Raw genomic sequence first — 14,554 nt, forward strand, 5'->3', positions numbered from 1 at the left:
TGTCGATATCTGTCGAACTTATGGCAGCACTTTTGCGGCGATGTTTGTATAATTTTCGTGTCTAACATTGAAAAACAGTCGGGAAGTGTGTATAATGAAACTAACTGAAAGTATCTGAGGATATGCAAAGTTATTTCTCATTTTGGAGCGTAAAAATTTATGGCATATGAAAAAAACAGACGCCGTCCTCCGGTCGAGGATGACGGCACGCTGATCGAGGGACGCAACGCCGTCCTCGAAACGCTGCGCGCAGGTCGTGCAGTGGATAAGGTGTTTGTGGCCGAAGGCGCACACATCGGTGATGTGGCGGCAGAAGCGCGCAGGCATCATGTTCCGGTCGTCACCTGCGACCGGCGCAAGCTGGACGGCATGAGCCCGACCGGCAACCATCAGGGCGTTATCGCACAGGCGGCGGCACAGGAGTACGTCTCGCTCGACGATATTTTCCGCGTCGCCGAGGAGCGCAGTGAGGTGCCGCTCATCGTTGTCTGCGACGGCATCGAGGACCCGCATAATCTGGGTGCCATCATCCGTTCGGCAGAGACCGCAGGCGCACACGGCGTTATCATCCCGAAGCGCAGAGCTGTCGGTCTGACCGCGGCTGTCGCTCGTTCGGCAGCGGGTGCACTCGCGTATGTCGGCGTACATAAGGCAAACAACCTTGCGTCCACGCTCGATGAACTCAAGGAACGCGGTGTATGGCTGTTCGGTGCAGAGGCTGACGGTACGGTCGGCCTGTATGACGCACCGTTTGATCGCCCAACCGCCATCATCATCGGCTCGGAAGGACAGGGCCTCAGCCGCCTGACCCGCGATAAGTGCGATTACATCGTCAGCATCCCGATGAGAGGCCGTGTCAACTCGCTGAACGCATCCAACGCGGCGGCTGTGCTGCTGTTTGAGGCACTTCGCCGACGCACGCAGGGCAATTAAGGGGGAAGTGAACATGGATAGAAAAGACGATATGGATCTGGAATCGCTGAAAAATATGCTCAGCGATGTACCGGATACCGATGAATTTGATCTGGATTCCATCATCGCCGAGGTGTCCGGTCAGGCGCCCGCAAAGGCGGCAGAGCCAATGCCTAAGGCAGCGGCAGAGCCGGAAAAGCCGGTCGAGCCGCAGCCCGCACCGGCGGCAGAGACCAAGGCAGAGGAGCCAAAGACGGCTCCCAGAAATAAGAAGGATAAAACGGCAAAGAAGGCCGCAGAGACCGCAGCCGAACACGAGTCTGTTGAAGAAGCGCGCGAAGCGCGCATCGCGGCGCGCGAGCAGAAAATGGAAGAGCGTGAGCGCAGGACCGCGCAGAAGATCGCAGAGCGGCAGGCACGCCGCGAGGCCAAGCTGGCAGAAAAGGAAGCTGCCGAGAAGGCCGCCGAGCAGCAGGAGATCGTGGAAGAAGCCGCTGCCGAGGAAGCAAGCCGCAAGGCAAGCATCTCGCGCAAGCAGGCAAGAGCGGCACGCATTGCCGCCGATCAGGCCGAGGAAGAGGAAGATATCAAGCTGGTCGATCCCGAGGTGGCTATGCACGCGGCACGCCGCCGTTCGGGCATTCTGTCGTTCCGGTCGCTGCTGGTGCTGATCCTTGCCGCAGCTGCCGCGTATCTCAGCTTTGCACCGAGCTTTGAGGCACTGCCGCTTCCGGTCGTGCTCGATATTCTGCAGAACCCGACCATCGGCATCGGCGCACTGGCTGCCCTGCAGATCCTGGCGCTGCTGATCGGTATTGACGTGTTCGGCAACGGCTTTTCCTCGCTGCTGCACGGCCGTCCGGCACGCGGCACGCTTGTGTCGTTCGCGGCGCTGGCATCGCTGCTGCACTGTGCCTCTCTGCTGGTATTTCCGGATCAGGGCGGCGTCGCCGTACCGTACACGGCGGTTTCCATCCTTCTGCTTTACGCCGAAATGCGTGAGGCACGCGGCCGCAGTCTGGCACAGGCGCGTTCCTATCGTGCCGTCTGCGAGGCAGAGCAGCCGCTGGCGGTTTACAGCCACTACGACAGCGAGATTGATGCGTGCAATGCCGTCAAGTGCCCGCTGTACGATGCAAGCTCGTTCCTGACCGAGATCGAGCGCCCGGACACGGTTGACCGCTTCTCGCTCATCTACACGCCGATTGCACTGGCGCTCGCAATCATCCTGTCGCTGGTCGCTTCGTTCAACTGCGGCGAGCCGGTGCGCTTCTTCTGGGCGTTCTCGGCAATCCTGTCGGTGTCCGCGCCGATCGGTCTGCTGTGCGCGTTCGGCGCAAGCTACAAGAACACCGCAAGCCGCCTGCTGCGCTCGGGTGCAGCCATTGCGGGTGCGCGTCAGGCCAACCTGCTGCGCGGCACGGAGAAGGTCATGCTGCTCGAGAACGATCTGTTCCCGACCGGCTCGATCGAGCTTGAGGCCATCGACAATCTGGGCCGTATCACGGACGAGCAGATTCTCGGCTGTGCAGCCGCGCTGACCGAATCCGCCGGTCTGGAGCTGGGCCGCGTGCTGACCGATACCACGAAAGAGCGCTTCGGCATCACCTTCACCGCGCGTGACGTGCGTCTGGTCGAGGGCGGGGTAACCGGCGCTGTCGGCACCAGCCGCATCGTGCTCGGCACGGCAGCGCTCATGGTCAAGATGGGCGTTCCGATCGAATCCGGCCATAAGGGTCAGATCAACATGTATCTGGTTGTGGATAACGCGCTCGCAGGCGTGCTGACCATGCGCTACCAGACCACCAAGAATACTTATAAGGCGATGCGCCTCATGCGCCGCATGCACATGAATGCGGTCCTCGCCGTTCGCGATTTCAATATCTCCCCGGCGATGGTCGAGGAGGAGTTTGACCTCCGACGCGGCTTTGCCGACCAGCCGGACCCGGCAGGCGTGGATCGTCTGCTGAATCCGAATTACGCCAAGGGCGATGCACCGGCAGCTATCCTCACCCGCGAGGGTGCCGGGCCGTTCATGCAGGTGCTCCGCGGCGCGGATAAGCTGGCGGGCGCCGTCCGCTCGGCGCTGACGCTCGGCACGTTCGCCGGCCTGCTCGGTATGCTGATCGTGTTCTACCTGCTGTATCAGAACGCCGCAGACGCGCTTCCGGTGATGAATATCCTGCTGTATCAGCTTATTTGGTACATTCCGGTGTTTATTATCACCCAGCAGACGAGATAAGACATAGAAAAAACCTCCGTATGGTTCATACGGAGGTTTTTTACATCTGTTGGCAGTAATTAGGCGGGGGACACAAACTGCGTCAGCGGGTTCGCCCTGTCCGGGCGAACACGCTCGCGCAGTTCGTGTGCCCCGCTCCGCCGGTGCAGAAAACAAGTCTCGTGTTTAAGTTAAACTGTTTTTCCGATAATGCGACGGCGAAACGCCATACACAAGCCGAAACCGCTTGATAAAGTAGCTGAAATTATCAAATCCAACGCGAAACCCGACCTCCATGACCGGAAGATCGGTCTCACGGAGCAGACGCGCCGCCTGCTCGATCCGCAGGGAATTGATATGCTGGGTGAATGTCCTTCCGAAATTATCCCGGAAAAAGGTGCTGAAATACTGCGGCGACAATCCAAACTCCGCTGCAACCGCCGACAGCGAGAGCGGTTCGGTGAAATGCTCACCGAGGTAGCCGACGATCTCCTTAAGCTGCTGCGCCTTGTAGTCCGCGCCCGGGCGCATTTGATGTCCGATGAGTCTGTCGTACTGCGCGCACACCGCCACGATGCCGAGCAGCGCGGCTTTCACGGCAAGCTGACAGCCGGGCGCCTGCACCTGCCACGCGCGCACGATCTGTGCGAGCAGCGCACGGATTTCACTCTGCCCGGGTTCACCGGCGCGGATGCAGGTGGCAAACCGCAGCCGTCCCTCGGCGAGCGGCGACAGCAGCGCGAATTCGCTCTGGTCGGCGCGCGAAAACTGCAGGAAATCCGCCGCAAATACGAAGGAGCGGAACTGATTTTCCCGCCCGGCGGCACGAATTTCGTGCAATTCCTCACCGGCGGCGAAGAACACATCGCCGTGCGTGCCCTCGTAGGTGTGGTCAGCGATGGTGAGCGAAACGTGGCCCGCGTCCACCGTGATGATTTCCAGCTCCGGGTGCCAGTGATAGGGGATAAAATCGCTGTCATCGGCCTCGCTGCCGTCCAGCGCGGGGTAGATCTGGAACGGAAACGCAAGCGTGCCGTGCTCTTTTTTTTCTCGGCGGGCTGCATCCATGGCGAAAATCCTTTCTTGTGCACACGCTGCGTGCATACCTTAAAATCGTGTTATTACTGCTGAAGAAATTGCAAGCAATCCTTTGAATATCTGCTATAATTATAGATGAAAAAGGAAGGGAAGGCAAGAGTGCGATACAAACCAATCGTATTTTTGTTGTATCATTTGCGAGAAAATCCACTCGGATTTTTGTGCTGAATGCCAAAGCCTTTCCGCACCGCGCCGAATCCGTTCAATGAGTGGTTGAAACTGGCTGTTATGGCGTGGTATAATGATAACAGATAGGCTGTTTTACACAGCTGAATCTGCGTGATCGGGTGGGATATACCGGTCACCGCACCAAAAAATTATTTTTTGGAGGGAATTCCTATGTACATGGATAAGCAGGTCAAGCGCGGATACAACGAGTACATCCGTCTTGACGAAGGCATCGGTAAGGATGCCATGATGGACGTTGCTCTCCTCGTGATGGAAGACGGCGACACTTGGAGCTGCGAGGAGCCTGAGAAGGAAGTTGCAGCACTGGTATTCGACGGCAAGTGCACCATCAAGTGGGAGAATGAGTCCTACGACGTAGACCGTCCGAATCCGTTCGACTACAACCCGTCCTGCCTGCACGTTTGCAAGGGCGTAAAGTTCGAGATCATCGCACACGGTCCGTGCAACATCTACATCCAGAAGACTTTGAACGAAAAGACCTTCCCGAGCAAGATGTACAAGCCGGAAGACACCGATACCTGGGCACGCGGCAACAAGGGCGAACTGATGGGCTGCATCAAGCGTGATGTACGCACCTGCTTCGATCTGGACAACGCGCCGTACTCCAACATGGTTCTGGGCGAAGTTGTCAACCTGCCGGGCAAGTGGTCCTCTTACCCGCCGCATCATCATCCGCAGCCGGAGTGCTACTTCTACCGCTTCGACAAGCCGATGGGCTTCGGCGCAGGCTGGGGCAACGGCGAGATCTACGAGACCCATCACAACGGTCTGGCTATCATCACCGATAAGATGCACTCCCAGGTAACCGCACCGGGCTACTCCTGCTGCTACGCATGGGGCATCCGTCATCTGCCGGGCGACCCGTGGGACAAGACCCGCATCGATGACGAGGAGCACCTGTGGCTGCTCGAGGACGATGCCAACGATCACATCTGGCACTGCCCGAGCGGCAACTAAGTTGCCTTGCTTCTAAGGGGGACGCCGGGAAACAGACTGTAAAAACAGCCACCGGCTGTTTTTACACCGCTTGTTCGAAAATCACAAGCGGTCGTCTGAAACTCGCACGCGCAAACGCTTCGCGTTTATTTTAAGGCGCGTGTTCGCTCCCTTAGATACCGAAAAAGTTCCCAAGGAAACTTTTTCGGATAACCCCCTCTCGTTCGCACAGCGAACGAGGCTCGGGACACCACGTCCCGAGGCAGGGGTATCAAAGTCCGGCGGAGCTGGACTTTGATAAGGAACTGCATCTGCCGCGTGCGCGCGGCAGGCACGAGACCTGTCTCGTGCGTTTGGGAACCTATGGTTCCCTTGCCCCTCCTTTTGGAGAGGGAGGGTGCTAAGTCAAGGCTTGTTGGAGACTGGCTTTGATTCATCATTATTTGTATTCTATTTAGGAGGATTTCCAACATGATTCATATGGAAACCGTTCGTCTGACTGCGTCTCAGGCACTCGTTCGCTTCCTCGAGAACCAGTATATCAGCTACATTGATATGGATGGCAACGAGCAGGAGCACAAGTTCGTTAAGGGCATCTTCATGCTGCCGGGCCACGGCAACGTAGTTGGCTTCGCTAACGGCGTTGAGCAGGAGCTCAAGGACATGGTTGTTTACCAGGGCAAGAACGAGCAGGGCATGGCTCTGGCTGCAGTTGGCTACGCTAAGCAGATGCGCCGCAAGTCCATCTTCGCCTGCACCTCTTCCGTAGGCCCCGGCGCTTGCAACATGGTTACCGCTGCTGCAACCGCAACCGCTAACAACATTCCGGTTCTGATCCTGCCGGGCGACATCTACGCTTCCCGTCAGCCGGACCCGGTTCTCCAGCAGATGGAGCAGCCGCAGAACCTGTCCATCTCCGCTCATGATGCTTTCCAGGCTGTTACCAAGTACTGGGGCCGCATCAACCGTCCGGAGCAGGTTATGACCGACATGATCTCCGCTATGCGTGTTCTGACCGATACCGCTAACACCGGTGCTGTTGCAATTTCTCTGCCGCAGGACGTTCAGGCTGAAGCATACGATTACCCGGTTGACTTCTTCAAGAAGCGTGTATGGCGCATCGACCGCCGTCCGGTTACCAAGTATGCTCTGGACAAGGCTGTTGAGGTCATCAAGAACGCAAAGAAGCCGCTCCTGATCTGCGGCGGCGGCGTTCGTTATGCTGAGGCACACAAGGTATTCAAGAAGTTCGCTGAGGACTTCGGCATCGCATTCGGCGAGACCCAGGCCGGCAAGTCCGCTGTTGTTTGGGATCACGAGCTGAACCTCGGCGGTCTGGGCACCACCGGCGGCATCGCTGCAAACAAGCTGGCGCACGAGGCTGACGTTGTAATCGGCGTTGGCACCCGTTACACCGACTTCACCACCGCTTCCAAGTGGCTGTACCGTACCGACGCGAAGTTCGTCAACATCAACCCGTCTGAGTTCCAGGCTTACAAGATGGACGCTACTCCGGTCGTTGCTGACGCAAACGAGGCTCTGACCGCAATCGGCGAGGAGCTGGCTAAGATCGGCTACCACACCGACAAGGCTTACGCTGAGGAAGTTGCTGCTCTGCGCAAGGAGTGGTGGACTGAGGTTGAGCGTCTGGACAAGGTTGAGTACACCGATCCGGAGCACTTCACCCCGGAGTGCAACGACGACAACCGTGAGTGCGTTGAGAAGTACATCGAGGATACCGGCTGCAAGCTGTGCCAGACCACCGTTCTGGGCACCATCAACCACATGATCGATGACAACGCTATCGTATGTGCAGCAGCAGGCTCTCTGCCGGGCGACATGCAGGGTCTGTGGCGTGCCCGCAAGGAGAACACCTACCACATGGAGTACGGTTACTCCTGCATGGGTTACGAGGTTGCCTCCGCTCTGGGCGCTAAGATCGCTTGCCCGGATCAGGAAGTTTACGCTATGTGCGGCGACGGTTCCTTCGACATGCTGCACTCTGAGCTGATCACTTCGGTTCAGATGGGCCACAAGATCAACGTTATGCTGTTCGATAACGCTTCCTTCGGCTGCATCAACAACCTCGAGGTTTCCAACGGCAACGCTTCCATCTGCACCGAGAAGAACATGCTTGAGGAAGGCGTAACCAACGGCGTACACAAGGGCAAGGTAATCCAGGTAGATTACGCTGCAATCGGCGCTGCTTACGGCTGCAAGACCTACACCGTTAAGACTCTTGACGAGCTGAAGGCTGCAATCGAGGATTCCAAGAAGCAGACCGTTTCCACCCTGATCGACATGAAGGTTCTGCCGAAGACCATGTCCGCAGGCTACGAGGCTTGGTGGCGTGTAGGCGTAGCTGAGGTATCTCAGAAGGCTGAGGTTCAGGCTGCCCGCAAGCGCATCGAGGATCATCTGTTCGAGTCTCGCCACTATTAATAGCGCGCGATAAACTCGCTTTAGGTTTACAAAAGCTCCCAACCGTGAGGTTGGGAGCTTTTTTGCGGTTGCAAGTATGCTGAATGGAGAATGGGAAAGGGGAAATGGCGCTATCCTTGCGCTCAGCCCGCTCTGCGGTACCGGTATAGAATAAAAGAACTCCTCCCATCGCTTCAGACGGGAGGAGTTCATTTTTACAGCATCTGCAGCAGCTCGATCTGCTCACCGGACGGACCGGTAAAGAACCAGTTCTGCAGGCCGCCGAAGGTATTCGGCAGCACCTTCTTCTCCGGTGCGGTGAAGCTGATAACGCCTGCCGCCTTGAGGTCAGCCGCGGTCTTGTCGAGGTCGTCAACGTAAACGGCAAAGTGCGGGATGCTGCCCTCACCGGACGGCACGAGCGTGCCTGCGGGCGGCTCGATCAGCTCGAGCAGGAAGCCGCCGAATTCAACGAGCGCCAGCTTCTTCAGGCCCTCCGGTGTCTCTACGCCGTCGCGCTTGAATACACTGCCGCCGATCATCTCGTAAAATGCAATGCTCTGGTCCATATCTACGGTGTAGATCGCAATATGGCCGATACCTTTATAGTGTTCCTTCATGGTGATTCCTCCTTGTGCGGGCGTTCTCGCCTTAGTATTAGCATAGCACGTTTTTGCGGATTTGCATAGGGGACAGGCATAAAAAAACGACCGTCTTTCGACGGTCGTTTTGAGTTGCATTACTGAACAGAATCGGAAACAGAAGCAGTGGTCTGATTCTCGAGGTAGTTCTGGTAGGTGGTCTTCTCGCTCTTGCCGAAGCCAAGGGGAGAGAAGATGATATAAGCCAGAACCATGATCAGCAGGGTAACGGTAGCCCAGATCTTGCCGTTCTTCCACGGGGTCAGATCTACAGCGCCTACGTCCTTCAGCTCGAAATCGGTTGCACGCGGATGCTTCTTAACGATTACCCACATCAGCAGCATGTCGAATACGAACAGGATCGCGGTGAAGTACAGGTAGTGGATGTTGTTCAGTGCCGGGATTACGTTACGCAGACCGAACTGGAGGATGAAGTACAGAACAACGTGTACCGGGATGACGATCTTAGCAGCGATAGCCGGAACCTTCTTCCAGAAGAAGCCGCACAGCAGGCAAACAAAGATCGGGGTGTTGAACGCAGCGAAAGCAGAGTTTACGAAGCTCGTGATGCCGCCCATGTACAGCATGAACGGGGACATGATGGTGGAAACAACTGCTACTACAGTACCGAAGTTCTGACCGATCTTAACCATGCGTGCATCGGAAGCGGTCGGGTTGAACAGCGGACGGTGAATGTCGAGTGCGTAGATGGTGGATGCGGAGTTCAGTACCGAGTTGAAGGAGGACAGGATCGCGCCGAACATTACAGCAGCGAAGAAGCCCAGGATCGGCTTCGGCATAACCTGTGCTACCAGCATCGGGTAAGCGGAGTCGCCGGAACCCCAGTCCATGCCCGGGTAAGCCAGTGCGCAGATAACGCCCGGAACAACGATGATCAGCGGAGTCATGATCTTGAGGAAGCCTGCAAATACGGCGCCCTTCTGTGCTTCCTTCAGGTTCTTAGCACCGAAGGTACGCTGAATGATGGACTGGTTGGTTGCCCAGTAGTACATGTTGTTGACCAGCAGACCGGTGAACAGCAGCGGCCACGGGAGCCACGGCTCCGGGGTGTTAACCTCGTTGATGGCGTTCAGGTAGGACGGATTGGTGTGCAGGAACTTGGAGAAGCCGTCTGCGAAGGAGCCGTCACCGCCGAGCTGGCCGGACAGGAACATGAAGCCGAATACCGGAACCAGCAGGCCGCCGACGATCAGGCCGAGGCCGTTGATGGAGTCGGACAGTGCGATTGCCTTCAGGCCGCCGAAGATGGCGTAGATAGAACCGATGATTGCGGTTGCAACACAGACGATTGCGATTGCTGCGAAACGGGAAATACCGAACATCTCGTCAATGCCGAAGATGTTTACGAATACCTGTGCGCCTGCGTACAGGATGTTCGGCAGCATGATTACAACGTAGCTGAGCAGTACGATGATGGAAACCAGACGGCGGGTGCCTTCGTCGTAGCGCTGCTCAAAGAACTGCGGAACGGTGGTCAGACCGGTCTTCAGGTACTTCGGCATCAGTACGAATGCGAGGATTACCAGAGCGATTGCAGAGGTTACCTCCCAGCCCATGGTGGACATGCCGACGCGAACTGCCTGACCGTTGTTGCCAACGAGCTGTTCTGCGGAAAGGTTGGTCATCAGCAGAGAACCGGCGATGACCGGGCCGGTCAGGCTGCGGCCGCCGAGATAGTAGCCGTCCTGCGTGTCGAGGTTGTCACCGCGGGTTTTCCACCACGAGATGAGTGCGACGAGTGCCGTGAACGCCACGAAGGTGATCGCGGTAAACGCCATGGAGTTTACGAAGTTCATCTTTTTCTCCCCTTGTAAAAATTTCGTGTCCCGGCGGAGATCCCTCAAAATCCACCGAAACGATTTCTGAATGACGGCCTCGGTCTGCGCTTGCGTGCGCGTGCCCGCAAGATCCCAAAAAACAAGACCGTCAATCGAAGGACTGAAGATCTGTTAAAAGGGCAAACCGCGTTGCCGTTTGTCCGAGAGTTATTCTAACACTATACAGAGGCTATAGCAAAACATTTTTTTTACTTTTTTTGCACTTTGGATACTTGCACATAAACAAGAAGGCGTATTTGTGCATTTCGACGTTAACTGAAAGCAGATTTACAAAGTAAACGTTAAAAAATTATCAACAACAACAAAAAAATTCGCAAAAATGTATCTTTTTTACAAGGAAAAAATCCCCGCATAAAGCGGGGATTCTGTACGAAATTACGGTGTATACCATTCATCGCTGCGATTTTTTGCGTCAAAAATCTGCGCATATTCCGCATGATGATAATCGTTCAGCAGGTCGTTTTCCGGCTGTTCACTCTGCGGATACCAGGAGCCGTCCGGCAGGTGATAACCGTTGACGTTCATCACCGGAATCTGCTGCTGCAGGGCAAGGCGCATCTGGTCAAAGCCCGAGGTCGAGCAGCCGAGCGCGTTCAGCGCATACGCGGACAGATAGTTCGCGCTGATCTGCATGTTTGTCTGCTCCTCGATGTCGTAGTTCGCCCAGATGAAGAACGGTGTTACCATCTTTTTCTGGCGCAGCTCGGCATCCGAGAGATCGCCGCGCTGACTCTCGAGCAGGGTGTTGTAAAAGTCCTCCGGCAGATTGGGCTGGTGGTCGCCGAAGAACACGATCGCCGTCGGCTCATCCACCTTGGAGAAGTAGCTGATCAGCTCCTGCACGGCGTCGTCGCTGTACCGCACGAGCGATAGGTACTGGTCAACCGTCGGGTACTTGTCCTGCTCCTCGCCGGTGAGGCAGATGCGCTTGTCGAAGTAACCGTCGCCGTCCCAGTCGTAGCCACCGTGGTTCTGCATCGTTACGTTGAACACGAACAGCGGCGTGTTTTCCCTCTTGCTCTCGTACAGCTCGAAAATCTTCTTGTAGCTTGCGCTGTCGCTGATAAAATCGCGCACACGACCGGCGTCAGCGGCAAAATCGTCCTGATAATACTGCGCTTCAAAGCCGAAGAAGCGGTAAACGTTCGTGCGGTTCCACGAGGTGGACAGATAGGGATGAATCGCCGCCGTCTGGTAGCCGAGTGAATCCAGACCCGAGGTCAGATTGGGCATTTCGCTTTTGATGAACACCTGATACGCCGAGCAGTTGTACGGCAGGAACGCCATTGAATCGCCGGTGAGGAACTCCAGCTCGGTGTTGGCGGTGCCGCCGCCGAAGGTCGAAACGGTCAGCTGACCGCTGATGGTGTTCTCCTGACCCTGCATCAGCTTGTGCACATACGGCATGGGGTCCTCGTTGGTCTCAAGCGCACCGACCGAGCCGAGATCCGAGAAGGATTCGTTCATGATCACGATCAGATTGGGCGTTTTCGTGCCCTGTTTGCCGGTAAATTCGCTCTGTGCGTCAGAAAGCGAATCCGCGCTGTAACCCTCCGGCTGCTTGACAAACGAGCTGGTCGCGCAGCGCAGGAAGTAGAAAATCTCGCTGTACTGGCGGCTGGACTGCCAGAACGCCAGTCCGGTGCCGACCGTCTGGATGCCGGTGTAGGCGATGAACGCCAGCACGAGCACACACGGCAGCGAAAACAGTCTGCGGAAGTACCAGCGCTTGTGCACCTTGAAGCTGCGCTGCATCAGGCACACGCTCACGCAGAACAGCACAGCCGCCGCTGCGGCGCGGAGCACGGAAAGCTCTATCGGTGCGGAGTAGCCCTTGGACACGTTGGCTGCCGTGCCGATGGCGGCAATGTCGCTCAGCATGACAGGCGTGCCGCGGAACAGCATAACGTAGTGGTCGATCATGCCGTGGATCATCGAAATTGCCATGCCGAGGCATACGCCGATACGCACGTTGCCGCAGATCAGATACGCTGCTGCATAAACCGCCACATAGCAGATCCAGCCCTGAAAAAACGACTGCTTGAGCGTGATGACGCAGCCCTTGACCATGTATTCCACCAGGATCAGGCTGACAGCCGCCGCAGACAGGAACAGCAGCACGTCATGCACCAGCAGAACCGCCGCGTACAGCCGCGTGTGATTTTCCGCAAACGGGTGGTTGCGGCGCCACGGACGCAGCACCAGCGGCACGAATGCACCCGCGGTCAGCCAGTGCGAGATGGTCGGCTGATACATCAGCGAGCCCCTGCTCAGCAGGGGATGGAACAGCAGGAAAAACGCAACGAGCAGCAGTACGTTTGCACCGATTCGGTACGGATTTCGTCCGGTTTCGTTTTGAACCTTATGTTCAATGCTCAAAAAAGTTGCTCCTTTCGCAGAAACGGAAAAGCCGCTGTGGTGTTTCCGCAGCGGCTTCTCAAGTCGTTAGAATTTATGCCTCAGGCGTTTCTTCTACGCGGGTAACTGCGATAGAGAGATCGTCCAGCTGCTTGTCGTCTACGATATCCGGGCAGTTCATCATCAGGTCGGACGCGTTCTGAACCTTCGGGAAGGCGATCACATCGCGGATGGAATCCAGACCGGCGAGCAGCATGCACAGACGATCCAGACCGTAAGCCAGACCACCGTGCGGAGGTGCGCCGTAGGAGAACGCAGTGATCAGGTGACCGAACTGCTCCTTGGCCTTCTCCTCGGTGAAGCCGAGGGCCTCGAACATCTTGGTCTGCAGCTCGGGATCGTGGATACGAATGGAGCCGCCGCCCAGCTCACAGCCGTTGAGGATAATGTCGTACGCCTTGGCACGAACCTTTGCCGGATCGGTGTCCAGCAGCGGGATATCCTCGTCCATCGGTGCGGTGAACGGATGGTGCATGGCAACGAGGCGGTTCTCCTCCTCGCTGTACTCGAACTGAGGGAACTCGGTGACCCACAGCAGCTTGAAGTCGTCCTTCTTGGCAAGGCCCAGACGCTTAGCCAGCTCGCAGCGCAGCGCGCCCAGAGCAACAGCGGCGGTCTGCCAGTTTGCATCGGCAACAACGAACAGCAGGTCATTCTCCTTGGCGCCTGCACGCTCCTTGATGGCCGCAATCTCGTCTTCGGACAGGAACTTGGCGAACGAAGAAGTCATGCTGCCGTCTGCGGCGAGCTTCATCCATGCAAGACCCTTTGCGCGGTAGGTCTTGACGAACTCGCCGAGCTTGTCAATCTCCTTGCGCGGGAACTTGTCCGCGTAGCCGTTTACGTTGATGAGACGAACCGTACCGCCGTTCGCTACGGTGTCCTTGAACACCTTGAACGAGCAGTCCTTGGCGATGTCGGAAATATCCTTGATCTCAAAGCCGAAGCGAACGTCCGGCTTGTCCGAGCCGTACTTGTCCATGGCGTCCTGCCAGGTCATGCGCGGCAGCGGCAGCTGAATGTCAACATCGAGCACTTCCTTGAATACGCGCTGGAGGAAGCCCTCGTTGACGGCGATAACGTCATCCTGCTCAACGAACGACATCTCAAGGTCGATCTGGGTGAACTCCGGCTGACGGTCGGCACGCAGGTCCTCGTCGCGGAAGCAGCGGGTGATCTGAATGTAGCGGTCCATGCCGGACAGCATGAGCAGCTGCTTGTACTGCTGCGGAGACTGCGGCAGGGCATAGAACTTGCCCGGATGTACGCGGGACGGCACGAGGTAGTCGCGCGCGCCCTCCGGCGTGGACTTGGTGAGCATCGGGGTTTCGATCTCGAGGAAGCCGTGCTCATCGAAGTAGTTGCGGGCAACCTGCGTTACGCGGTGGCGAAGCATCAGGTTCTTCTGCATGGACGGACGGCGCAGATCGAGGTAGCGGTACTTCAGACGAATCTGGTCACCGACCTCCTTGGTGTCGTCAATCTCGAACGGGGTGGTCTCCGCCTTGGACAGAATGCGAATGTCCTCGGCAATAATTTCAACCTCGCCGGTCGGCATCTTCTTGTTGATGGCTGCCTCATCGCGGGCCACCAGCTTGCCCTTTACCGCTACAACGAACTCGGTGCGGCAGGTGAAGGCAATGTCGAACAGGTCAGCATTGACCGACTTGTCGAACGTGCACTGTACAATGCCCGCGCGGTCGCGCAGCAGCAGGAACAGTACGCCGCCGTTGTCGCGCACGCGGTCAACCCAGCCGTTTACGGTAACGGTCTGACCGGCGTGCTCCAGGCGAAGATCGCCGCACATATGCGTGCGCTTCATGCCTGCAATAGATGTGTTATTCATGTTTATCAATCCT

General features: G+C 57.0%; 9 protein-coding genes. 4 read left to right on the top strand and 5 right to left on the bottom strand.

The annotated features are described in order from the left end of the window. Positions 1-159: 159 nt before the first annotated feature. Together rlmB and IEY11_RS02570 are read left to right on the top strand one after the other, a co-directional pair. The gene (gene rlmB / locus IEY11_RS02565; protein WP_117555164.1) at positions 160-933 is read left to right on the top strand and encodes a 23S rRNA (guanosine(2251)-2'-O)-methyltransferase RlmB; all 774 of its coding nucleotides are present in this window, start codon (positions 160-162) and stop codon (positions 931-933) included. Between the two features lie 13 nt (positions 934-946). Continuing rightward, complete coding sequence (locus IEY11_RS02570; protein ID WP_188885674.1) at positions 947-3,154, top strand: hypothetical protein; 2,208 nt, start codon at positions 947-949, stop codon at positions 3,152-3,154. A gap of 165 nt (positions 3,155-3,319) precedes the next feature. Here the strand turns inward: IEY11_RS02570 and IEY11_RS02575 are convergent, their stop codons facing one another. Further along, positions 3,320-4,201 (bottom strand): helix-turn-helix transcriptional regulator, encoded by an 882-nt coding sequence (locus IEY11_RS02575; protein ID WP_188885675.1) that lies wholly within the window; start codon positions 4,199-4,201, stop codon positions 3,320-3,322. A 369-nt stretch (positions 4,202-4,570) separates the two neighbouring features. Between IEY11_RS02575 and IEY11_RS02580 the strand changes: the two genes are divergently transcribed. Then, entirely contained in the window at positions 4,571-5,377 is an 807-nt protein-coding gene (locus IEY11_RS02580) for a 5-deoxy-glucuronate isomerase (protein ID WP_117555212.1), read from the top strand. Between the two features lie 459 nt (positions 5,378-5,836). Beyond that, complete coding sequence (gene iolD / locus IEY11_RS02585) at positions 5,837-7,798, top strand: 3D-(3,5/4)-trihydroxycyclohexane-1,2-dione acylhydrolase (decyclizing) (RefSeq protein ID WP_116704877.1); 1,962 nt, start codon at positions 5,837-5,839, stop codon at positions 7,796-7,798. A 194-nt stretch (positions 7,799-7,992) separates the two neighbouring features. Here iolD and IEY11_RS02590 read toward each other — a convergent pair whose 3' ends face one another. From IEY11_RS02590 to aspS, 4 genes are all read right to left on the bottom strand, one after another. Further along, positions 7,993-8,397, bottom strand: a complete 405-nt coding sequence (locus IEY11_RS02590; RefSeq protein WP_118285092.1) for a VOC family protein — start codon at positions 8,395-8,397, stop codon at positions 7,993-7,995. A gap of 119 nt (positions 8,398-8,516) precedes the next feature. Beyond that, complete coding sequence (locus IEY11_RS02595) at positions 8,517-10,235, bottom strand: solute:sodium symporter family transporter (RefSeq protein ID WP_188885676.1); 1,719 nt, start codon at positions 10,233-10,235, stop codon at positions 8,517-8,519. A 417-nt stretch (positions 10,236-10,652) separates the two neighbouring features. Continuing rightward, positions 10,653-12,656 carry an LTA synthase family protein gene (locus IEY11_RS02600; RefSeq protein ID WP_188885677.1) on the bottom strand — a complete coding sequence of 668 codons (2,004 nt, stop codon included), beginning with the start codon at positions 12,654-12,656 and terminating at the stop codon, positions 10,653-10,655. A gap of 73 nt (positions 12,657-12,729) precedes the next feature. Beyond that, positions 12,730-14,541 (bottom strand): aspartate--tRNA ligase, encoded by a 1,812-nt coding sequence (gene aspS, locus IEY11_RS02605; protein ID WP_161274072.1) that lies wholly within the window; start codon positions 14,539-14,541, stop codon positions 12,730-12,732. Between the last annotated feature and the right edge of the window lie 13 nt (positions 14,542-14,554).

Origin of the sequence: Butyricicoccus faecihominis, from assembly GCF_014648015.1 — a bacterium.
In the GTDB taxonomy this organism is placed as follows: domain Bacteria; phylum Bacillota; class Clostridia; order Oscillospirales; family Butyricicoccaceae; genus Agathobaculum; species Agathobaculum butyriciproducens.